A 22,179-nucleotide genomic window follows, 5' to 3' on the forward strand; every position below is an offset into this window, starting at 1 on the left:
TATAATTGACAAGGCTGATGATTTGATGTTGCTACAGATAGAAAGATATATACTTATAAGCAGTAGTTGGATTATCAATGTCATTTGGGCTATCTAGCTGGTTAGCCAGTAAATATCCAACCGAGTAACACATAGAAACGAGAAAACCCCATTTCAATCGACAAATTGAGATGGGGTTTACCGTCAGTTTGTGAAGGAACGAAATCAAGGTTCCTTTTTGTTTATATTTTGAACCTGTTTACCAGATCTTTTAATTCTTCCGCCATATAGGCAAGTGATTGTGCAGAAGAGTTGATTTCCTCCATCGAAGCTAGCTGCTCTTGAGTTGAGGCTGCTACTTCTTCAGAGTTAGAAGAATTTACTTTTGCCAGCTGAGTAATATTCGTGGCTGACGTTGACAGTTCTTCCACACTTGCTGAAATTTGCTGAACAGTTGCTGAAATTTCTTCAATCTGTGGTGTAATAGCTTTTGTACTCTGAATGATTTTCGCAAATTTTTGCGAGGTTTCTACAGAGACTTTAACACCCTGTTCGGCATTGACTGTAACTTCTTCCATGATCTTAACCGATTGCTCGGTATCTCTCTGAATTGTACTAATTAGTTCAGAAATCAATTTAGTCGAGCTTTGTGATTGCTCAGCCAATTTGCGCACTTCATCTGCGACAACCGCAAATCCCTTACCGTGTTCACCGGCTCTTGCCGCTTCAATTGCAGCATTTAAAGCAAGAAGGTTGGTTTGTTCGGCAATACCATTAATAACCTCAACAATTTTACCGATTTCCTGTGAACGCACCGCCAAGGATTGAATCACTTTATTTGATTCACCTACAGATGCATGGATTGATTCCATTTGGACCAAGTTACTGTCTACTGACTTGCCGCCATCTTCAGCTTCCGCAGATGTTTCTCTGGATAAATCTGATACGTTTGTCGAACTCTCAGCAATTCGCAACACTCCTTGAAGAACTTCATCAATGGAAGTGGAATTTTTTTCGAGTAATTCACTGGACGTTTCAGAACCGCCTGCGATTTCTTGAATAGCAGATGCCACATGCTCTGTTGCCGAAGTGGTTTGATCTGCACTTGCCTTTAATTGTTCAGAAGAAGAAGCAACCTGTTCAATGGATGTACTTAAGCTGGAAAGTATCGACCGTAAGGAATCCACCATTTTGTCAAAGCTTTCTCCTAATTTGCCCAGTTCATCTTTTGTCTTCAGTTCGACCTTTTCCGTTAGATCACCTGCACCAATCTTCTCGGATATATTCACTAGTCGTCCAAGCGGTTTTATTATAGACCTGATAATTAGAAATACGATAATTGCTCCCAATACTATGGCAACGGCAAGCACTTCAACTGTGCCAATTAAAATAGGTTGTGCTTCATCATCTATTTCCTGTTGATTAAGCGAACCGCCAATTTTCCAACCGGTAAATTGATTTGTCGCATAAAACATTTTTTTATCTTCTTTATCAAAAGTATAATTAAAACTGCCGGTATCACTTTTGAACATATTGCCTGCCCAATCCGCAGTTTGTTCCTCATTTGACTTCAAGCTAGGGTGAGCAACTATTTTTTTATCTTGATCTAAAATAAATGTATAACCCTTGTTTCCAATACTTACTTCGTTGGTAATTTTCTCAATTGTCTCCAATTTAAGCTCACAAGCTAAAACTGCTGTTCCGTCTTTTACTATCTTTGCTATCCCCACTACGAAATCTCCAGTAGTTGCAGAAACAAATGGACTTGTAATGATAACCTTTCCTTTTTCGCTCATAGCACTTTTATACCATGGCCGCTCACGCGGGTCATACCCAGCAGGCATCTCCTGGGCTGGTGCATTGATAAAGGTTCCATCCGCAGTACCAACATAGATAGTTGATATCTCTGGATGAGTCTCAATAAAAGCTGTTAATGTATTAGTACGGAAATTGTCTGCGTTTTGGTATGTATCAGCTGTTATGCCTTCTGACAAATAGTCAATATTTTTCATTTCAGGCTCGATAAATTGGTCAATTGTAGCAGTTAATAATGATACAGATTCTTTTGCAGAAATCGAAATTTGCTCTTCAACTTTGTTTTTTGAGTTACTGAATGATGTCCATCCGATTATTACACTTGGAAGGAGTAAAACAGCAATAAATGAGATAATTAATTTTGACCTGATCGTGATGTTTGATAACATGATGACCACCCTATTCTGGTATTATTTTATAGATTAATCATAAACTACCTTTTTTCCTTGTGTTTAATATAGCACTGCGTTTTTCCTATGTATATAGTAAAATTCCCTGTTTACTAGGTATTTCGAACTAAAATGCCTTATGCTATTTTTTAGAAAAGCCTGGAAGTCATAAGACCGCCAGGCTTAATATATGCTTACTTTTCCGCTGCAGGTTTTGTCCATGCGTCCTTGTAATTTAAAAGTTCTTCAAGAGAAACAAATGTTGGAATTGAGCTTCCTTTATATTCTTTGATAATGAAGTCTTCCACTTCTTTTGAATGGTAGATTTCAACCAATTTTTGAAGCTCTGGACGGTCAGCATTCCCTTTTTTAACGGCAATAATGTTAATGTATGGTTTGGCAGTTGCACTCTCATGGAACAATGCATCTTCCAATGTAAGTCCTGCTTCAACAGCAAAGTTGTTGTTAATGATCGATGCATCTACGTCTTCAAGGAAACGCGGGGTGTTACCGGCCGCAACAAGCTCAAATTTCAAATTATTTGGATTCGTTGCAACTTTATCCAAAGAACCGATTCCGTCAAAGTTTTCTTTTAAGGTGATTAAGCCAGCTTCTTGCAGAAGCAATAGGGCCCGGCCAAAATTCGTGCCTTCATTCGGCATTGCAATTGAAGCACCTTCGCCCAAATCTTCAAGCTTGTCATGCTTATTTGAGTAAATGCCCATAGGCGCAATTACAGTCGATCCGATCGCTTCTAAATCTAAATTTCGATCGGCAATAAATTCGTCAAAGTAAGAGATCGTTTGGAATGCGTTAGCATCAATCTCTCCCTCAGCAAGGGACATATTCGGCATAATATAGTCGTTGAACTTCACAAGCTCGATGTTTAAACCCTCTTCTTTGGCAATCTCAACAATGAAATCCCATGTTTTTGTATCTCCGCTGCTGACGCCGACCTTAACTGTTTTTGTTTCTTCTGATCCGCTTTCTTTTGACTCCTTGCTTTCATTGCCATTTCCACACGCTGCTGCAAATACCGCAAGCGCTAAAACAAGTATAGTAAGTAATAATTTCTTCATTCTGTTTTCCTCCTGGTTGATTATCTTCTTCTTATTTTTCGTGAAAGAACATTCCCGCTAGATTGCAATAGTTGAACAATGACGACGAGAGCCGCTACTGTGACTACCATTGTCATCGTATCAAACCGCTGATACCCGTATGTTAAGGCCAGATCCCCTACTCCGCCTGCCCCGACAGCACCGGCCATAGCTGTAGCTCCAACGAGTCCGATCGTCGCAGTTGTAAAAGTGAGAACTAATGAGCTTAGCCCTTCAGGAATCAAAAAGCGATATATAATTTGCCAGGTTGTTGCCCCCATTGCCTGAGCTGCTTCAATAATTCCTTTGTCAACCTCGAGCAGCGAGTTTTCAACCAGTCTGGCTATATATGGGCCCGCATAAAAGACGAGCGGAACAATTGCTGCATTTGTTCCAATCGCTGTTCCCACGATCAATCTGGTAAGCGGGATGATGGCGACCAGCAAAATAATGAATGGCACGGATCTTAAAATATTGATGATCGGATTGAGGATATTAAAAATCCATTTATTTTCCAAAATATGGCCCTTCCTAGTAATAACAAGCAGGATTCCGAGTGGAAGCCCAATTAATCCGGAAAATAACAGCGAAAGTGCCACCATATAAAGGGTATCACTGAAACCCGTTATCAACTGTTCAGCGGTGATCTCCATGCCCCAAAATGTATTAACCATTTACTTTCACCTCCTGAATCATAATCTCTTGTGCCTCAATATATTGGAACGCTTTCTCAATCTCTTGTTTGTCGCCGGTTACTTCTATGATCAAGTTTCCGAAAGGAGTTTCCTGAACTTCAGAAATATTCGCCGAAAGGACGTTTAAATCAACATCAAATTTTTTTGCAATTGTTGATAACAATGGTTTGCCCGAGGTAGCGCCAACAAAATTGATCTTCCAAATAATTGGCTGTTCATCCTTGAGAGTGTTCAGAAAACTTTGCGGAACCTCATCATGGATAACTGTGCGCACAAATTTCCGTGCGGTTTCTGTTTGCGGATTAGAAAAGACATCCAGGACAGATCCTTGCTCTACGACCAACCCGTTTTCCATTACCGCGACCTTGTTGCATATCTCCCTAATGACAGCCATTTCATGGGTAATCAATAGAATCGTAATGTTATATTCTTTATTAATCTTTTTTAAAAGCTGCAGCACATCACTAGTGGTCTGCGGATCCAATGCAGATGTTGCTTCGTCACACAAGAGAATGGATGGGTTTGTAGCCAGCGCTCTCGCAATCCCAATACGCTGTTTTTGCCCGCCAGATAATTGGTCAGGATAATTTTTCGCTTTGCCCGCTAAACCAACGAACTCCAACAGCTCTTCTACTCTCTGTTTAATTTCCTTTTTAGGAAATCCCGACAAAACCAGAGGCATCGCAACATTATCGAACACGTTTTTTGAATTGAGCAGATTAAAATGCTGAAAGATCATGCCAATCTTTTTCTTTTCGGCCCGCAATTCCTTTGGTTTTAAATCGGTTAACGCCTTCCCCCCAACCAAAACCTGTCCCCCGGTCGGGCGCTCAAGCAGATTGACCAGACGGATCAATGTACTTTTTCCCGCTCCGCTGTATCCAACAACTCCGAAAATGTCGCCTTTGTCAACGGTTAAGCTAATTCCCTTCAAAGCTTCAACAGTTTGCTTCTTCGATTCATAAACCTTTTTCACTGTCTGAAATTCAATCATAACTATCTCCTCCCCGCTTTATGTAAAAGCCTGCGAACCAACAGCCCTGTAAATCAAAAATGCCTCTTCCGTCATTAGACAGAAGAGGCATGCATTATTAAAAATAAAAGTGTAAACTCTTAAGTTTAGTTAATCGCAGAAGCTTCTTCTTATCTTTCAAAACTTACGTTTGTTGGAATTAGCACAGTATTTTTACAAATGTAAAAACCCGCTGCCGAGGTATCATAGGGCCAAGTCCCTCCACATCTCTAGATAAGAAATAACGTATTATTTAATTATGTTCTTCACTATATATTTTAATTTTACCAATGTCAACTCAAGTGCTAAAAGTCGAAATAATCACTTATTTGCAAGGGCTTTACCGTATAATAGACGTTGTCCTGTTCATCTTCATCTTAAATGTATCATTTCACGGTTTAGCTGTTGTTTGTCTGTCTCCTACAAACGTAATTTTAAATATTTACGAATCTGTGCATAGTGACATACTTAATTAATTCTAATTGACTAAAAAATATTATGGATTGATCAGTATAGATTGTTCCATCACCTTACCTGGTTTAGTAGCATGAGGGTTAGCTGACGTCTCAAACGGCACTAAATAGTATTTCTCTGATTGTAAGTCGATTGATGTATATCGGTTATAAGATTCTTCAGGATCAATAGCCATACTGTTTGGTAGTATTTCAGCCCCAGATTCACTTACAATTTTAAATGCGATGTGGTTTGCTTGTTCTGGCCAGTCATAATAAAGTATCGTTGAAATTGGTGTCACAATCATTTTCTCTAGACGAATGGATTGTCCATTTCCAAGTTGTATTTCTTGATTGAATGCAATCGTTTCACTTGATGCGGCTAACTGTTCAGTTGGAACATCGATATCAAAAATCCAAGGATTATCGATCGGCATCTCTAAGTCTAAGCGATCGTACTCAATATGGAAGCGAATAGTTTCACCAATAGGAATGTCTGTGATTTCAACATCGTTGTAAATCGTATACATCGAATCATTTATTTCCACAGATTGCCCGCCTGTAAGTGAAGTGAGATTCTCTCCATTTATCAGTACTTTTGGCATTGGATTCATTTTATAATCAAAATCAATCCCCTCTGCTGGTTCAAAAGTGGAGCTGATTAATAATCGGCCACCATCAATCAACACTTCATTCAATGTCAATTTACCGTATTCATTTTCAGCAGTAGTACCAATTGCAGTTTTATATGTGGCATAATCCACTTGCTCATTACTTCCAATATATTCTTCAATCATACCACCAACAAATGGCATATTTGCAACAGACACCATACCGGTACTAATTGAAATCACTGTTGCTAATATAACGGCTGCTGTAACACCTAAATACTTCTTCTTATGGGTTGGCTTTTGCTTTCTCATTTTTTTTAATATACGCTTTTCCCATTTCTTTTTCTCGTAGTTCGTAAGGTATTGTTCTTCATACTGTTCCAAATCGATGTTTATTTCGTTTAAATCTTTATACATCAACATTTTCTCACTCCTCATACTTCATTTTTTTGGATTAAAAATTTTTTAAGCTTTTTACGTCCTCTGGAAAGCTTGTTATAAACCCAAGACTCTTTCGCATTAAATCCTTTCGCTATTTCACTTGACGGAGTTCCGTCTAAATAGTATTTTTCGAAGATTTTCCGTTCACTGGCTGACAACTGCTCAAGTAGTTCCTCCACACTTTTTGTTTCTATTGATTGCTTTGTTTTTAACATGGATTCATTTATGTCTGCCACTGAGAATTGCTGGTTTTGTATGATGATTTGTCTTCTTTGATAATCAATCGCTTTATATTTAGCGATCGCTGCAATCCATTGTTTAAATGAATTTTTCTCAGGATCGAATGAATGAATATTATTCCATATGGATAACAAAACATCATCAAGACATTCTTCATAATCTTGCTGATGGTAGTTTAAATGATGTTTAATGATCGCCGTAAGTAAACCGCCATACTGATTAATAATGAAAGGAATTGCTTTTTCATTTTTATTCTGTATCTGTTGTACAACATTGTTCTCTGTGATTTTCAATTGTCCACCCCTCCTAACAATTAATATTGGTACCTACTATGTAATACGAAATGAAAAAGAAAAATCTATCACCAAAGAAAAAAAGATTAACGAGAATGTTAATCTTTTTAGAAAATGCCTTTATATAGTTTGAAAACATGTACTAAGTTTAAATGTCTAGCCGCAAGGCACTGTTTTCTTCTTTTGGTCCTCCGTAACGGCTAAGTCATTTTTTACTATCTTTCTGTCATTGAAATTTCACAAAATATCAATGCTTCAATAACTATCAATTAATATTTCTTTAGTAAAGTGAATAAGACGAATTAACAAGTGGGACAACTAAAACAACTTTCACAATTGGTTTATTTTATCCTGGTTTTTTTGTGTATGGGCACACCAGCTGCAGGGTACAAAACCTTTGACTTAGTGGAAATATTGGGTCATCCCAAAACTTTTTGTTATTGTCTGAGTTGCATAACGCTTTTATCCTTAATCAAATAAGACGAGGAGGATGGATAATGAAAAAGGTGATTTTTACACTAGCTGCCACTCTAACTATTGGAACTACAGCTTTTGCCAACCCTGCACCACATGAATCCGTCAATGAAGGAAAACAATTAGTGGAGAAATTCCAAAATCTTACCCGCAATAATATTTGGGAACAGAAAGAAAAAGTTGATCTGCAATTTAATACATTTCATCCACAAGGAATGACAAAAGTTGGAGATCTGTATTACATGTCTTCTGTTGAAATTATTGAGAAAACGGTAAAATACGCTCAGCCCCAGAATGGTTACGATCGCACGGCCGGTAAGGGAGTGGGGCACCTGTTTGTATTTAACAAAGATGGAAAACTGCTGAAGGATTTAAAGCTCGGTGAAGGTACTATATACCATCCTGGAGGAATTGATTATGATGGTAAATCAATTTGGGTACCGGTTGCTGAGTATCGCCCAAACAGCAAGTCAATCATTTATAAAGTAAATCCAGAAACGATGAAGGTCCAGGAAGTATTTCGTCCAAATGACCACATTGGAGGAATAGAGAGGGATAGAAAACAAGGAACTTTAAAGGCTGTAAGCTGGGGGTCAAGAACGTTCTATGAGTTCAATGAAAAAGGAGAAGTGCTACGCAAATCAAATAATCCTAGCCACTTTATCGATTATCAGGACTGTGAGAATGCAGGAAAAGATAATATGATATGTAGTGGTATTGCTGAATTGCCACAGCCAGGTTCTGCCACTGCAAAGTATGAATTGGGCGGGGTTGCCTTACTTAATATGAAAACAATGAATATTGTTCACGAACTCCCAATAACTTTGTTTTCCCCTCAGGGACATGTTGTTACACGCAATCCAGTATTTCTTGAAAATACAGTACAAGGAATAAAAATGTATGCAGTACCGGATGATGATAAATCCTCTATGCTCGTGTATGAAACAAGCGTTAGTAAAAAATAAATTTTATGGGACATTTCGCTATAATGCATCACCGTGTCTTCACTTATGAAAATTTTAAGATTCGGCTACCAAACCAGGCAGCCTTTTTTTGTTGAACCAGGGTAGTTTAGGTTTAAAAATATGAAGAACAAGGGATTCATCAAAAGCTATATACTTGGCGTGACGCAGATTATCACTCCATCGACTAAATCTGGTTTCCGCCTTGCAGCATTTTTGCTAAATGCTTAACAGTAGGGGTCAGATTTACAAAGAAATACGATTCGCGAAGTCTTCGGGATGGATCGCTTTTATGTAAATAACCGGCACTGCCTTGGTGAAGCATACAGGCATGGACTGCTTTCGAAGTTAGATGGACGGCATTAAGGCGCAACTGCAATAATTCCTTCCAATGCCTGGTCAAGTCCTCGGCATGCACCAATTGGTACAATTGCTCCCTGAGAGGTGCGAGTTCCTCAATCAGCTCTTCATTTTGAATGCCAAGAAATTGATTGCAGCCACCCTGTTTGTTGCAAACTTTTTCAATCGACACAATCGATGCAGCCGTAACACCGATTCCCAATGGAATTTGATAGAAGACAAACGCAGGACGGATCTTTTCCACGTATTCGTCTGCATTGTCCGTAATAACGAAATGATCCGGAATGAACACATCATTAAAGCCGCAGGCAAAAGTGGCGCTGCCGTTCAAGCCCAAATATTCCTGCTTTTCCTTTAGCTTTAACCCTTCGGTATTGCACGGAACAAAAGCCATAATCCGCTGCTGCTCCCCAACCGAGGCAATCACACCGAACCAGTGGGACTCACCCAAATTCGACACAGAAGGCAATTGCCCGGAAATAATATACCCCCCTTCAGCCCGTTCCGCACTTAAGTGCAGGGGTTCAAGCCCGGCATAGTATTTCATCGGATTGGAAAGACCCGTTCCACCAAGAAGCTTACCGTTTTCCAGTAATGGAAGCAGTTCCTGTTTCAAATAAGAATTATCACTTTTTCTGATGTAAGTTAAGGCGGCAAGATGGCACCATAAATTAAAAGCGGTTGTCATGCATACTTTGGCAATCTGTTCGACCAGATTGACTTCGCGGGCCAGGACTTCTTGCTCAGATAAACCGTTTGAGGACAAGAAACCTTTTGTGCCCAATTTTACTAAAAAATCACGGGGATAGAAAGCATCTGCATCAATTTTTCTGACAAGCGGTTTTAACTCATTCTGCAGTAGATCATCCAGAACTTCCGTCATCTCCAAGTCCTCCTTTCTGTATGTCCAATGTGAGAAAAAGCCTCCAAATAAATGGAGGCTTCTCCTAAAGCAACTATGATCTAGGTAAAATTTGTGTGATTGTATCAATTGGAGCGGAAACCGCTTCACGGGCTTTCTTGACCGTTGATTCGTCCGGAGCATCATAGAAACACAAACATTTTGTCATGTCTTCACATACATACGTCCTTGAGAAAGCAACCTCTGGCACTTCTGCATAATGAACAGAGTTTTTCGATTTTCTGTCCAGATATGCATCCATTGTGAGGTTCTCCGGAAGATTCCACTCAACAAGGTAATTCACAACATCTGCTTGTTTTTTGACGTCTTCAAGATCCTTGCCGACAAGTCGCACAGGCTTGATAAGAGTGATCGGAACCCCTAATTCTCTTAAGCTATTATTGACGGTGTTGCGCTCTTCACTTTCAAATATGAAAAAAGCCCGGGAAAGATCGCTTGAAACCTGGATCTCAATTAGACTGGCACTCTTTCCGCTTAAATCTGCTTGAATTTCCGCAACCTTCTTTTCAAAAGCGTCTTTATCCTCGATTGCTCCATTTAAAATTGATTCTACCAAGTACAGTCCCATTATAATTCCTCCTGTAATAATATTTAATTCCGATAGGTTTAATCGCATTTATTTCTTGTTAATAATTTTATTATACTAAGTTCAAAAAAACAACCTACAAAAGAAATATTTTCATGTTATCATAAAAGCAACAGACATTGGAGGTTTATGTATGAAAGACAGATATAACTTACCCTGTAATATTGCCCAGACCCTTAACATTATCGGTGATCGCTGGACCTTGTTGATTGTCCATGAGATCTTAATAGGCAATACGACATTCAATGAAATAAAAAAATCATTAACAGGCATTTCTTCCAATCTTTTATCGGACAGGCTTAAGCACCTGGAACAGACTGGTTTGATTGAATCGAGCCTGTATTCCGACCATCCTCCCCGCTACAGCTACACGCTGACCGAGAGCGGGAAAGACCTTGAGCATGTATTTAATTCCATGATTCTTTGGGGCCGGAATCATTTAAAAAAGTGCTATAAAAAATTGATCCATGAAGCTTGCCGCCATGAGGTTGAAATCGCTTATTATTGCTCGCACTGTGAAAAAAATGTCGATGATGTGATTGTTGTGGAAGTGGATGCCGATGATGTAAAGCCATTATCGTCGTAGATAAAGTGAAGGCAGAGAAGAAAATCTTTGCCTTTTTACTTTTACGGATTCACCCGTCCCCACTGCCGGTTTACCCAATTCTCAAATAGACCTACAACTTTATCAAGCAACAATCCCGACACGCCAATAAAAATGATGCCTGCCATGACAAAGTCAAGATTCATTGAATTCCTGGCATCAACAATTAAATACCCCAGCCCTGATTGTGCACCTACCATTTCACCGGCAACAAGGAAAACCCAGGCTGTTCCAACCGCAATATGAAGTCCATTCGCAATGAACGGAAATGCGGCCGGAAGGATAATTTTCCTCATTAATTGAGGTTGTTTGATTTCAAAGTTCTGGGCTACTTTCAAATACGTTTTATCAACCTTTATGACTGCGGAAACGGTCGGCAGCAAAACTGGGAAGAATGCAGCGATAAAGATAATCACAATTGCGGGAATATCACCAATCCCAAACCACAATACGATAAACGGTGACCAGGCAATCGGTGACACTGGTCTTAACACCTGGACTATAGGATCAAGGATCGCCCAAAGCCGCCTCATCCTGCCAAGGATTAGTCCCAAAATCACGGCGGATACCACAGCCAGCAGGTATCCGATCAAGAAGCGTGTTAAGCTGACTCGAAGATGTACAAAGAGCGTTCCGTCCAGAATAAGTGACTGGACTGCTTCCCACACGGTTAATGGCGAAGGGAACAAGGCTTCGTTATGCCCACCAATGACTATTAACGCCTGCCATACGGCAACCAGCAGGACAAATCCGATTAACACATTCGATAATTTTTTCAGGCTGCTCACAAGATCACTTCGCTTTATCAATTAATGAGTTATCTACAAAAGCCTCATAGCTCGGCGGATTTTCAAATAACCCCATCTCTATCAGGTTCTTCCGCAATTCTTCATAGGCTCTTTCATTGAGGCGCAGATCTTCATATGTAATCCACTCCAATGATAGATCCATCACTTCTTTTTCTACATTCATATATTTAGAGGAAATTTCATGAGTTTGTTCATCTTTTAGTTCAGCCATTTCACCGGCTTTCACATATTCTTTCATAAACTCTTGGGCCGCCTGTTTCTCTTGCTCAATAAAATCATTTCTGAGCACAAGTGCACAGTCCACGGAATCCTTCCATAACTCTTCCGACTGAAAAAGCACCTTTCCTTTTCCGATCGCTACGGACAGAGCACCGAAAGGCTCTGCAACAACATATCCGTCAATTCTTCCTTCAGAGAGGGCAGCTGGCATTTCCGCCGGAGGAAGTTCAATCGCATTCACATCTTTATATTCCATCCCATTTTGTTTCAGCATTTGGTAAAGCAGGACATTATGAGTTGAGAACTTGTGGGGGATGGCAAAATTCTTCCGCTTCAAATCTTCAACACTATTGACATCATTTGCCGACACTAATACATTGCCGTCGCGATGCCCCAATGCAACTGCCTTAAGATCTATCCCTTGCTCTTTTGCTCTCATCGCCAGTGTAATCAGGACTGATGCTCCGTCGATTCTGCCGGTATTTAGAGCGTCCATCAGCTCCGGCCACGAGCCAAACTTGACTAACTCAAGGTCGAAATTCTTAAAATTCTCTTTTTGCTCATTTTCAATGTATAAAGGAATTGCATGGGTAATCGGCAAATAACCGATTTTGATCGTTCTTTTCTCACCGTTCGAGCCACCGCTGGCTTCCTGTCCTGTATTTCCGCACGCTGACAAAATTAACATAATGGATAGAAGCCAGATTAGCATTACCAGTTTTCCGGACTTTTTCTTCATAAAATAGTTCCTCCTTAAACTAGTTTAATAGATTAAATGTTATACTCAATCGACTGATTTTCCCGATTGAAATGAAACTCGTCGAAAATAATTTTTCGGAAATGTTGAAATTCGCTATGGCTTCTGTCGCGTGGTCTGGATGACTCAATTCTCAGTTCTTTTTTTATTTGGCCCGGCTTTGAACTCATCATCAAAATTCGGTCCGATAAGTATATAGCTTCATCGATATCATGTGTGACAAGAATAATCGTCGTTTTTTCTTTTTTATGCAACCTCAACAGTTCATCTTGCAGATAATAGCGATTAAATGTATCGAGCGCAGCAAATGGTTCATCCATTAAAATGAGTTCGGGCTGAATAACAAGAGCTCTGGCAATTGCCACTCTTTGCTGCATCCCTCCCGAAAGCTCATGGGGGAACAGGTTCATCTTGTCATCCAGGCCGACGAGCTTTAAGTATTCCAGCGCGCGTTCTCTTCTCTCTGTTGTTGAAATGGACGCTTCTTCAAGTCCTAACTCTACATTTTTCAGTACTGACCGCCAAGGCAGCAACCCGTAATTTTGAAATAACATGACACCTCGCCGGCTCGGCCGTTCCACGACACTTCCATCAAGTACAACCTTTCCGTTGCCTGCTTTCTCAAAGCCACCGATCACATTTAAGAGCGTGCTTTTTCCGCAGCCGCTTTCACCGAGAATGGAAATAATCTCTCCCTTTTTCACATCAAAGGATATTTCCTCCAGCACTTTTACAACTTGTTCTCTGTTCATAAAACTTTTACATACGCGATCAACTTTTATAAACGCAGAATTATCCAAATTTTTATAACCTGCCTTTCTTTCGCTCGGTTTCCTACTGTGTTTTATATGGATGGATTATAATCCTCTTAATTCCTATAAAAATACTACGATTAATATGTAAGTTATTTTATTATACTATGTTCAATAAATCAACCTAACAAAAGACTTATTTCAGATATTTTTGAGGGATGTCCATTCCGAACGGAGTGTACGAAATTTAAATATGGCCGGACGACGCAATGGCACGCGACTTACCATAACTGAAAAAAAGAAGCCCATGACGCCTTTGGACAGACGATGGAAACAACTCTGTGCGAAACGGAAAACAGACATAGAGAGTGTTTTCGGTCAGTTCAAGGGCAAACGGCCGTTCCGTCGATTCCCCTTACGGCGTTTGACAAGGTGAATATTGAAATAGGCCTGATCAGTTTGGCCCATAATCTACTGAAAAAGGCGGCCAAACAGGCCGCCTAAATCAAAAAATGATGTTACATCTCAAAAAACAAAACTTAAAAAACCAAATGACAGGGACTGAAACTTAATAGCTTTTTACTTTTGACGCAGCCCCTTATTTTTGTGAACCTTTTTATATGTTTGTTTTTGATAAAGCAAGTTGGTCCTCAGGCAATGCCTTGGTTCTGCCATTTTCATTTAGAACAGTACGCCATGTATAACGTGGTTCATAACCAAGGATCTGCCGGGCCTTATCTATTGCCATGAGAGTCTCGTGGCCTTGTATGTCCCTCTTTAATGGTACATTTGGGAAAAATCTATTTACTAAATCCTGGCTGAGGTCGGGCATAATCGTATCTGGGGCCGTTATATGAAATATTTCATTACCTAAATTATCCTTTTCTAGCGCAAGAAGACAGGCCCTTGAAGCGTCCCTGACATCGCAATAAGCCCACGCATTTTTCTTTTGAATCTCCTTTTGTTCATCATTCCAATGGATTATAGGAATTTTTTCATATTCATCAGGCTCATACATATTTGCAAAACGCAGCGTAACTATCTGTGTGTTAGTAACTTTGTGATACATTTCTGCGAGGATTTCAGTCAATCGCTTTGCCATAGCATATGATGACTTAACTATGGTCGGATGCTCTTCGTCTACAGGCAGGTAACTAAGCTCGTCCGGAACAAAAGGATAGCCCAAAACAGTTTCACTTGATGCCCAGACAAGCTTTGGAATTTTTAAATCTTTACAAGCTTCAAGGATATTAAAATTAACGAGCATGTTATTTTCAAAAATAGCCTGGGATGTATTCCTGACATCGGTAGGAATGTTCCCGAGATGGACCACTGCATCACTTCCACACAAAAGCTGACAGACCTGACCATAATCACGTAATTCAGCTTGAATGAATTTTTTCGATGCAGATTCTTCCCTCAATTTTCTATCTGAAGCTGTAACATCATGACCGGCTTCCAAGATTGTTCTTACGGTCCATCGGCCAATTTTACCTGCTGCTCCTGTTACCACTACTTTCACTATTTCCCGCTCCTTTTGTCGTATTTTCCATATTAGGGTAACCTTTTATTTTATAAATGATTAGTCAATTTCTTGGCACGGCATTATTGCCCTATTCCTGCTAATACTTTTCCTAGCCGTTTTAAATTTAGTCATCGACTGAAAAACGAGCAACAATATCACTGCAAAAAAATTACCGAAAAGCCCATGTCTTCTCAGTAAGTCACACCTAATATCGTTGTTAGAATTCCCCTTTGTTAATGTTTTATAGCAGGGGGTCCAAAGGTAAATAATGGTGAATAGGAACGTTATAAGTTCCGGAATAATAAAAATGAGAGACAGAGAGAGGTAACTATTAACAAACTTGAAATATCAGATCTGTTATTAATGGTAGAGTATTTTAAAATAACTAAGAGTAGGAACTAAATTATTACTTTTATATATGTGTTCAAGTTCTGAAATGGTTCCAGTCCCGTTCTTCTTCAAACTGACCATTAGTAGGAAATAGGACACCTAGTGGAACCTTGGTAACCCCTTGCTTAAAACTTGTTTATCATGAATTACAAGCGTAATCCAAATACCCAAAGGGAAAATGGAATTAGAGGTCAAGCAAATGAATCCGCCCCCAAAGGTCAGAAAAAGGCACTACTCCGTACAGAAGTACTGCCCCTATTTTATTCATTATCCAATAAAATAACAGATAATATCTATATTTTTATATCATCAAAATTTCACGAATATCCTCTTCAGTTAAAGTTGCTGATGCTTTTTCTTCTGAATCGATAATGTCTGCAATGAGATCTCTCTTTTTATCTTGGAGCTCATTGATCTTTTCTTCAATTGTTCCCCGGGCAACGAGCTTGATAACCTGTACAACTTTTTTCTGACCAAATCGATGAGCGCGGTCTGCCGCTTGCTGCTCAACCGCAGGATTCCACCAAAGATCATATAAGATAACTGTATCCGCACCTGTCAGGTTCAGTCCTATCCCTCCCGCTTTCAAGGAAATCAAAAACAAATCCCGCTCACCATCATTAAACCGATTGCAGATTTCCACTCGTTCCTCTGAAGGAGTTTGTCCATCGAGGTAGAAATACGTTTGACCCCGCATGGTTATCTCTCTGCCTATCAGCTCAAGCATTTTCGTGAATTGGGAGAATATCAGCACTCTTCTTCCTGAAAGTCTTGCTTCCTCTACTATTTGCAGCAGCTGCTCGTATTTTGCCGAGCTCCCCTTATAGCCGTCTACAAACAGGGCAGGGTGACAACAAATTTGCCGCAATCGCGTCAATCCCGCTAAAATTCTAATCCGATTTTTTCGAATCGTATCCTTGTCGAGGTTTTTTAAAGTATCATGTCGCAGCTTCGCCAAATATGCTGCATAGAGCTTCTTTTGTTCAGGCAGCAGCTCTGCTGATTCAAGCGACTCAATTTTTTCAGGTAACTCGGCAAGCACATCCTCTTTTATTCTGCGAAGCAAAAAGGGACGAACCCTTCGAGCAATTGTTTTCCTTGGAAGATGGCTGTATTCTCTTAATCCTTGGAATAGCTGTGGGAAGACAACATGATAAATCGACCAAAGCTCTTCAAGTGAATTTTCCACCGGCGTTCCTGTTAGGCCGAAACGATTATCTGCCTGTATCCTTTTAACAGCTCGAGCCGTTTGGGTCACTGGATTTTTAAACGCTTGTGCCTCATCAAAGAAAACAGTATGAAACGTTTGTTTCTCATACCACTTGATATCACGACGTAGTAACGGGTAGGACGTAATAATGACATCTAAATCTTTGATATGCTTTTGTAGCTCTTCTCGATCCGCTTTATTCCCGTCTATGATAATCGCTTGAAGATCAGGAGCAAATTTCATGATTTCATGTAACCAGTTATACGTTAAGGATGACGGGCAAACAATGAGAACCGGGAGCCTCCTATCTCGAATGCTTGAAAGCTCAGAAACAATAAACGCAATGCTTTGCACCGTTTTACCAAGTCCCATGTCATCGGCTAGAACGCCACCAAATCCGTAGCTGGCTAGTGTCTTCATCCATTTATATCCGCGTTTTTGATAGTCTCTTAACACGTTATCTAATTTTTGTGGTATCTCGAAATCCAAGTTACCTGGGTTACGAATATTATCAAGAAACTGACGGAATGATTCCTCCACCATGAAGACCTGGCTATTATCAACAGAATCAAGGTGTTTAAGACTTTGAATAATAGGCATATTTAGACTAGCTTCAAAGTCTTCATCCTGAACCGGAACTGCCTTCAGAAAACGGCGGATTTCTTCCATTTCCTTCGTCTCGAGAGATAGAAGTGATCCATTTCGAAGGCGGTAATATTTCCGCTTTTCTTCTAGTGCCGCTAAAATCTCCCGAATCTGTTTGTCAGCAATACCATCCATCTCAAATTTGAATTCCAGCCAATTGGTGCGTTCTTTTTTGACCTTCACTCTAATTTTTGGATGAGCATTCTTTCTCACGATGCGATTTCGAACAGCAGTTGTCGCATAGACTTGGACGAGTTGCTGAAGCTGTGGAACGACATAATATAAAAATTCATATTCAAGTGCTTCATTTTGCATAGTGTAACCGCCATCTGTTTTGGAAAACCCGCTCTCCTCCATGAGCTGAAGGATTTCCTCTTCCTTTTCCAGATCCCTTATAATCATTGGTCCTGTTGGGATGTCTCGGCTTTCCAAAGGTTGGATAACGACATCTTCATATTGAAACTCTAGTCCTGCAAGCAGTCGATTTTTCAGACGATCCAAGTAAAGCTTGGCAACAAGTGGTTTTTTCATAATCTTCTGAGATAACGCATTAGCCAGTTGGACATCGCCAATTTTTTTCAGACCTGGAACGATTTTTTTTAGAAAAAAATCGATTTGTTCATGTGGAATCGGAATGTGATTCGTACCCGGAGATACTAGCATTTGCTTTAGTTCGGATAATCGTTCACAGTCCTGTTCTTCTAAACAAAAGACTTGTCCGTCACATAACACAGAACTATAGGAATTCAAAACAACCATCCGGTCAAAGCCTTTGATCACTAATCGGTAATCATCGCCTTCGATTTCTTCAAATGTAAACTGTATAGGAGGTGGTCCATCCACAATTCGTAAGCTCTCAAAAGAATGACCATCATGCTCAAGCGTAACCAATGGGATCTTTGTGAGTAAAGGGACGAGCCCCACCCAAGAGGATGGTGGAATAAGTAATGTTTGATTACTAGCTGTATAGTCAGAAAGGTTCGGTAAAGCTTCTATAAATGCCTTTTCATCCTGGACGACCCAGATGAGCTGATGAATAACCGCATCTGATTCGTTTAAAAAGCAATGAAGGCTTGGGTCATACGTAAATTTAGGGGATAATGCACTGTGTTGCCCTTGTTTTACGTCCTGTAGAAAGTCTCGAATATTTTGCAGCTTCGTATGACCGACCTCAGCTTCCATTCCAAACAAGTACTGACCATTCCCTATCGAGACCGGCTTACAAGTGAACATGACATCAAGTACTTCTCTTTTTTCAAAATGAAGTTGCTGTCCACTTGTTCGAGTTGGTCTGTCATTGAAGATTGTCATGAAGCCTTCTGTCAGCTCTCCATAATTGGATTGTTGGCCTTGTACACTGATAGGAAACGTTCCTTGTCGTTGATGTTCATAAATGGCTAATAAAACGGCCGCAATGTGTTGGCAATACTTTTGAAAATTTGCTAGCGTAGGACAGCTACATTTCGTCTGAATGTCCCCTGTCGGATCTTTTTCAATTGTGACCTGAAAGTCTTCAGTTCCATTAACGATGGCTTCACAGAAATCAAGGCTATACTGGCTAAATGTTACTTTATTCGCACGATAAAAAGAGTCTCCTCTTTTGAAGGAGACGGTACCGCACATTTCTTTTATCATCTTGTGATTTACTTTTATATCCATGTACGCCCGCTCCTTCCTTTCTATTTGTCGAGGGGTATCTATATATTCAAAGTCTGCACTATTTTCTCTTTACTCGTTTTTCTTCCCCATTTTATCATATATTCTATAGTGAATCGAACCATTCACGCATTCAACTAACCTGCTCCGTTCGTGGAACAATAAGAAAAACCGGGCAAAAACCGCTCGGTCCTTTTTTGTTTAGCGAATATCGGATATCTTGTATTCGATCCCTTGGATTCTTTGCAAGTGTACAAGAATTTTATTTCTTAATGGTCGCGCAATAAACGAAATCTTTATATCGGAAGAACGTGACTGGATCTGCTTGTTCAAGGCCAGGTTCCTCAGGATTAAAAATGCTTCCGCCAACGACCGAAATTTCAAGAAGACCGCATATCGGTTGACAACTATTATGGCAAACCATAAAATCTCCCTTAGCCGTAACACGATAAACGGCATTTGTTTCGTCTTTTCCAGTTCCGATGGCACCAGGAATATTCCTTTCAATTCTCGTACAAGTATGAGGTTTCAAAACATGCGCGCCTAAATTAATTTCTTTTTCAGGGATGTTTGCGAATACACGAGTTTGATTTGTCGTGCTTTTTTCAAGCTCCGGCTGCAGACATACACCAAGTGTAACGCATGCTTTTAATTTCATATCAGTGGGATTTTTAAGAGTAATGATCACTCTGTCATTGTCCCGACCTACTTGTATTTCAGAATCAGCCTCTAAAGGTAAATGAAACGGACCGGTCGTTATTGCTACCAAATCATCGTCATGTTCACAACACTTGTACATCTCTTTTTTTCCCATTTTGTAGACTCCTTTGCATTTAGTAATTTTTTTTTTAAAACATTTATTCTTTGACCCCCATTCTGTTTCGGAGGGAGAACTTATGATACCGCTTGAGAATTCGAAACCCTTCTTCAGATATGTCTTGTCCTTATATTAAATGAGTATCAGTCAAAAAATGAATGGGCGAATATAGTAGTTTAATGAACCATTTTCGTTTTATGGACATCCGTAAAAATTCAGCGGATAAGAGCCGTTCCCCACTTTTGATAGAATGAATAACCTGAATAAGATTTAAATCCACTGAATAGCTCGAAGGGATTTGGTCTGATACTTTTGGGGAACCGGGCAAGGAAAATTGGATGAAGGAGGAAACAGATGAGAATCGGAGTAAATCTCCTGAATCTTTCACAGGACAGATTTGGTGGAATCGAACAGTACGTGGAAAATTTAATTTGGCATTTAGTGAACATGGGGGAGGAATTGAAGTTATTCCTCTTTCTCACCCGGCCGAACAGAGATATTTTTCCTGATCATCTTACGCAACTCAAGAGAGTTATGTTTAGGGATTTAGGAAAACTCTCAAAAATTCATAAAACGATACACGATTGTCAATTAGACCTATGGTTTTCCCTTTGCATAGGTCACATCTTCCGAATATTCCGGTTCCATCTATAGTGACGATCCACGATGTGCTTCTCATATCAATCTTCTCAAAGCGAGTTTCTCTTCGGGACAAATATAAAAAGTTTGATTTGTCTTGTTCTTACTGGTTTATACGTATAAAGGGAATATGGTTTATCAGTCTGTTTTAAAGCTCTTGAAAGATCACTCGTTAGTAAAGCAAGTGCGGATATTGGGATATATCCCGCAGAAGAAATGCCATATCTTTATTTAAATTCCAGCTTTTAGTTTCCCCTTCCCTTTATGATGTTTCGGCATCCCCTTAGTGGAAGCGATGAAAATACAAAGTCCAATTGTTTGCTCCGACAGTGGAAGTATTCTGAGTCGGGGCGGATGCTGCTCCGCAGTTTGATCCCGATAACCCTGAAGATATAGCCTTGAAAATGCTACAGCTATTGAATCCACAGACAAGGACAGATTTAATCGAAAAAGGCAAAGAACGGGCAAAAGCATTCTCTTGGAAAAAGAGCGCCCAGGAAACGTTAATTGTTTTTCGCAGCGTTTTTGCCGGAATAGACCTTAGGAGAGTAAGATGATGAAAAAAATACTTGTCCTTAATCATTTTCCCACCGTTTATCCCCCAACAAGCGGAGGTACCTTAAGATATTTCCATATTTACAATGAACTTAGTCAGTATTATGACATTACTCTCTTATCCCAAACTCACGGACGTAAAGGGGGGCTTTTTCAATTTTCTTCCACATTCAGGGAATATAAAGTAGAGAAAGACCCCCGGCACCAACAGATTATGCAAGTTCTGCAAAATGGCGAAGCCACTTATGAATTTTCATTGATCATAAATGTTGAACTCTCAAATCACCTCACCTTATACAAAAAATATTTTGATGACTTATATAGAACAAGCGATATTATTATTCATGAATCTCCTTATATGCTTGGGTATGATCAGAATTTAGGTTTGGATGATAAACCCAGAATTTATAACAGTCAAAATCACGAATACGCATTGGCGCATCAAATTTGGGAAAACCAAAAGGCAAGAAAATATCTTCCGTCGATCTATGAATTGGAGAAGAAATTAACGGAAGATGCTGATTTAGTATTTGCGACATCTGAAATAGAAAAAGATAACTTTGTTTCCATGTATAACTTGGATCCTAAAAAAGTAAAGGTAGCGCCAAATGGAATTCATCCAGACGAATGGCTTCAAAATAAAAAGAAATCGAATATAAATCCAAAGGCTTTCTTCATTGGAGCGGAATATCCTCCCAACATCGAAGCGGTTGGTTATATCATTCACCATCTCGCTGATAAATGTCCGGATATAGAATTTATGATTGCAGGTGGATGCTGTAACCCTTTTTCAAAGCTAAAAAAATCGAACGTTCATTTATTTGGCCGAGTTCATCATAAACAAAAATTAAAACTTTTCGCCGATGTCGATATAGCGATCAACCCCATGTTTACTGGAGCAGGTGTTAATCTGAAAACTCTTGAATTTTTATCGGCCGGAATTCCTTTGTTCTCTACTCACTGTGGTGCCAGAGGGTTAAATCTTATCGAAGAACAACACTACATCCATGCTGAAAAAGAAGATTTCGCAGAGAAGATCAATCAGTTTTGCCATGATAAAAAATATTTACAAGAAATTTCTTCAAGTGGACAAAAATACATTAATGACAATTATTCATGGGGTAATATAGCTAAAAGCATACAGGAGGAATTAGAGGAAATTATACCTTTTTAACCAATTACCTTATCTACAGTTTGTTTCAATGAGACTCCCGCTGTATCCCATGTAAGTGTAAGCATATCCTTTCTGCCACGCTCTCCTTTCTGTTTACAA

18 protein-coding genes, 2 pseudogenes and 1 riboswitch are annotated in these 22,179 nt (G+C 39.6%); of the genes and pseudogenes, 4 read left to right on the forward strand and 16 right to left on the reverse strand.

The features are described 5' to 3' along the window. Positions 1–221 precede the first annotated feature (221 nt). From CVD23_RS22840 to CVD23_RS07730, 8 genes and pseudogenes are all read right to left on the reverse strand, one after another. Positions 222–1,169: a methyl-accepting chemotaxis protein gene (locus CVD23_RS22840; protein WP_374702622.1), complete on the reverse strand. Its 948-nt coding sequence runs from the start codon at positions 1,167–1,169 to the stop codon at positions 222–224. Continuing rightward, positions 1,164–2,183 (reverse strand): annotated as a pseudogene (locus CVD23_RS22845) (HAMP domain-containing protein); the annotation flags it as partial. The gene CVD23_RS22840 and the pseudogene CVD23_RS22845, both read right to left, overlap by 6 nt. Positions 2,184–2,377: 194 nt before the next feature. Continuing rightward, positions 2,378–3,262 (reverse strand): MetQ/NlpA family ABC transporter substrate-binding protein, encoded by an 885-nt coding sequence (locus tag CVD23_RS07710; RefSeq protein WP_101578876.1) that lies wholly within the window; start codon positions 3,260–3,262, stop codon positions 2,378–2,380. 20 nt (positions 3,263–3,282) lie between these two features. After that, a complete protein-coding gene (locus tag CVD23_RS07715) occupies positions 3,283–3,933 on the reverse strand; it encodes a methionine ABC transporter permease (protein ID WP_101578911.1) in 651 nt (216 codons plus the stop codon). A 13-nt stretch (positions 3,934–3,946) separates the two neighbouring features. Further along, positions 3,947–4,369, reverse strand: a complete 423-nt coding sequence (locus CVD23_RS22960) for an NIL domain-containing protein (protein WP_376739730.1) — start codon at positions 4,367–4,369, stop codon at positions 3,947–3,949. 77 nt (positions 4,370–4,446) lie between these two features. Continuing rightward, positions 4,447–4,969, reverse strand: a pseudogene (locus tag CVD23_RS22965) (methionine ABC transporter ATP-binding protein); the annotation flags it as partial. Between the two features lie 146 nt (positions 4,970–5,115). After that, positions 5,116–5,228, reverse strand: a riboswitch (SAM riboswitch). Positions 5,229–5,483: 255 nt separating this feature from the next. Continuing rightward, positions 5,484–6,473: a DUF4179 domain-containing protein gene (locus CVD23_RS07725; RefSeq protein WP_180955593.1), complete on the reverse strand. Its 990-nt coding sequence runs from the start codon at positions 6,471–6,473 to the stop codon at positions 5,484–5,486. Positions 6,474–6,484: 11 nt separating this feature from the next. Beyond that, positions 6,485–7,024, reverse strand: a complete 540-nt coding sequence (locus CVD23_RS07730) for a sigma-70 family RNA polymerase sigma factor (protein ID WP_101578879.1) — start codon at positions 7,022–7,024, stop codon at positions 6,485–6,487. Between the two features lie 497 nt (positions 7,025–7,521). Between CVD23_RS07730 and CVD23_RS07735 the strand changes: the two genes are divergently transcribed. Next, positions 7,522–8,463: a DUF6454 family protein gene (locus CVD23_RS07735; protein WP_101665653.1), complete on the forward strand. Its 942-nt coding sequence runs from the start codon at positions 7,522–7,524 to the stop codon at positions 8,461–8,463. A 184-nt stretch (positions 8,464–8,647) separates the two neighbouring features. Here CVD23_RS07735 and CVD23_RS07740 read toward each other — a convergent pair whose 3' ends face one another. Both CVD23_RS07740 and CVD23_RS07745 read right to left on the reverse strand, forming a co-directional pair. Further along, positions 8,648–9,703: an acyl-CoA dehydrogenase gene (locus CVD23_RS07740; protein WP_101665654.1), complete on the reverse strand. Its 1,056-nt coding sequence runs from the start codon at positions 9,701–9,703 to the stop codon at positions 8,648–8,650. A gap of 73 nt (positions 9,704–9,776) precedes the next feature. After that, complete coding sequence (locus CVD23_RS07745) at positions 9,777–10,310, reverse strand: DUF4242 domain-containing protein (protein WP_101578882.1); 534 nt, start codon at positions 10,308–10,310, stop codon at positions 9,777–9,779. A gap of 151 nt (positions 10,311–10,461) precedes the next feature. Between CVD23_RS07745 and CVD23_RS07750 the strand changes: the two genes are divergently transcribed. Beyond that, positions 10,462–10,914 (forward strand): winged helix-turn-helix transcriptional regulator, encoded by a 453-nt coding sequence (locus CVD23_RS07750; protein WP_101578883.1) that lies wholly within the window; start codon positions 10,462–10,464, stop codon positions 10,912–10,914. A 41-nt stretch (positions 10,915–10,955) separates the two neighbouring features. Here the strand turns inward: CVD23_RS07750 and CVD23_RS07755 are convergent, their stop codons facing one another. The 6 genes from CVD23_RS07755 to CVD23_RS07780 form a co-directional block, all read right to left on the reverse strand. Continuing rightward, on the reverse strand, positions 10,956–11,720 hold the full coding sequence (locus CVD23_RS07755) for an ABC transporter permease (protein WP_101578912.1): 765 nt from the start codon (positions 11,718–11,720) through the stop codon (positions 10,956–10,958). Positions 11,721–11,724: 4 nt separating this feature from the next. Beyond that, positions 11,725–12,699: an ABC transporter substrate-binding protein gene (locus CVD23_RS07760; RefSeq protein WP_101665655.1), complete on the reverse strand. Its 975-nt coding sequence runs from the start codon at positions 12,697–12,699 to the stop codon at positions 11,725–11,727. A 32-nt stretch (positions 12,700–12,731) separates the two neighbouring features. After that, complete coding sequence (locus CVD23_RS07765; RefSeq protein ID WP_101578885.1) at positions 12,732–13,517, reverse strand: ABC transporter ATP-binding protein; 786 nt, start codon at positions 13,515–13,517, stop codon at positions 12,732–12,734. Positions 13,518–14,085: 568 nt separating this feature from the next. Further along, positions 14,086–14,991, reverse strand: a complete 906-nt coding sequence (locus tag CVD23_RS07770) for an NAD-dependent epimerase/dehydratase family protein (RefSeq protein WP_101665656.1) — start codon at positions 14,989–14,991, stop codon at positions 14,086–14,088. A gap of 694 nt (positions 14,992–15,685) precedes the next feature. Then, a complete protein-coding gene (locus CVD23_RS07775) occupies positions 15,686–18,898 on the reverse strand; it encodes a DEAD/DEAH box helicase (protein WP_101665657.1) in 3,213 nt (1,070 codons plus the stop codon). Between the two features lie 259 nt (positions 18,899–19,157). Beyond that, positions 19,158–19,709, reverse strand: coding sequence for a hypothetical protein (locus tag CVD23_RS07780; protein ID WP_101665658.1), 552 nt, complete (start codon positions 19,707–19,709; stop codon positions 19,158–19,160). Positions 19,710–20,749: 1,040 nt separating this feature from the next. Between CVD23_RS07780 and CVD23_RS21630 the strand changes: the two genes are divergently transcribed. Both CVD23_RS21630 and CVD23_RS07790 read left to right on the forward strand, forming a co-directional pair. Next, positions 20,750–20,908 (forward strand): glycosyltransferase family 4 protein, encoded by a 159-nt coding sequence (locus CVD23_RS21630; protein WP_142382825.1) that lies wholly within the window; start codon positions 20,750–20,752, stop codon positions 20,906–20,908. Then, positions 20,908–22,080 (forward strand): glycosyltransferase family 4 protein, encoded by a 1,173-nt coding sequence (locus CVD23_RS07790; RefSeq protein ID WP_180955594.1) that lies wholly within the window; start codon positions 20,908–20,910, stop codon positions 22,078–22,080. Before CVD23_RS21630 ends, CVD23_RS07790 begins: the two co-directional genes overlap by 1 nt. The last annotated feature ends 99 nt before the right edge of the window (positions 22,081–22,179 follow it).

Origin of the sequence: Bacillus sp. V33-4 (assembly GCF_002860225.1) — a bacterium.
GTDB classification, from domain to species: Bacteria; Bacillota; Bacilli; order Bacillales; family Cytobacillaceae; genus Bacillus_BJ; species Bacillus_BJ canaveralius.

Bases quoted from the DNA above. Each gene is read 5' to 3' on its own strand.
- CVD23_RS22840 (WP_374702622.1), bottom strand. From the start codon at position 1,169: ATGGTGGATTCCTTACGGTCGATACTTTCCAGCTTAAGTACATCCATT.
- CVD23_RS07710 (WP_101578876.1), bottom strand. From the start codon at position 3,262: ATGAAGAAATTATTACTTACTATACTTGTTTTAGCGCTTGCGGTATTT.
- CVD23_RS07715 (WP_101578911.1), bottom strand. From the start codon at position 3,933: ATGGAGATCACCGCTGAACAGTTGATAACGGGTTTCAGTGATACCCTT.
- CVD23_RS22960 (WP_376739730.1), bottom strand. From the start codon at position 4,369: ATGGCTGTCATTAGGGAGATATGCAACAAGGTCGCGGTAATGGAAAAC.
- CVD23_RS07725 (WP_180955593.1), bottom strand. From the start codon at position 6,473: ATGTTGATGTATAAAGATTTAAACGAAATAAACATCGATTTGGAACAG.
- CVD23_RS07735 (WP_101665653.1), top strand. From the start codon at position 7,522: ATGAAAAAGGTGATTTTTACACTAGCTGCCACTCTAACTATTGGAACT.
- CVD23_RS07740 (WP_101665654.1), bottom strand. From the start codon at position 9,703: ATGACGGAAGTTCTGGATGATCTACTGCAGAATGAGTTAAAACCGCTT.
- CVD23_RS07745 (WP_101578882.1), bottom strand. From the start codon at position 10,310: ATGGGACTGTACTTGGTAGAATCAATTTTAAATGGAGCAATCGAGGAT.
- CVD23_RS07750 (WP_101578883.1), top strand. From the start codon at position 10,462: ATGAAAGACAGATATAACTTACCCTGTAATATTGCCCAGACCCTTAAC.
- CVD23_RS07760 (WP_101665655.1), bottom strand. From the start codon at position 12,699: ATGAAGAAAAAGTCCGGAAAACTGGTAATGCTAATCTGGCTTCTATCC.
- CVD23_RS07775 (WP_101665657.1), bottom strand. From the start codon at position 18,898: ATGGATATAAAAGTAAATCACAAGATGATAAAAGAAATGTGCGGTACC.
- CVD23_RS07780 (WP_101665658.1), bottom strand. From the start codon at position 19,709: ATGGGAAAAAAAGAGATGTACAAGTGTTGTGAACATGACGATGATTTG.
- CVD23_RS07790 (WP_180955594.1), top strand. From the start codon at position 20,908: ATGAAAAAAATACTTGTCCTTAATCATTTTCCCACCGTTTATCCCCCA.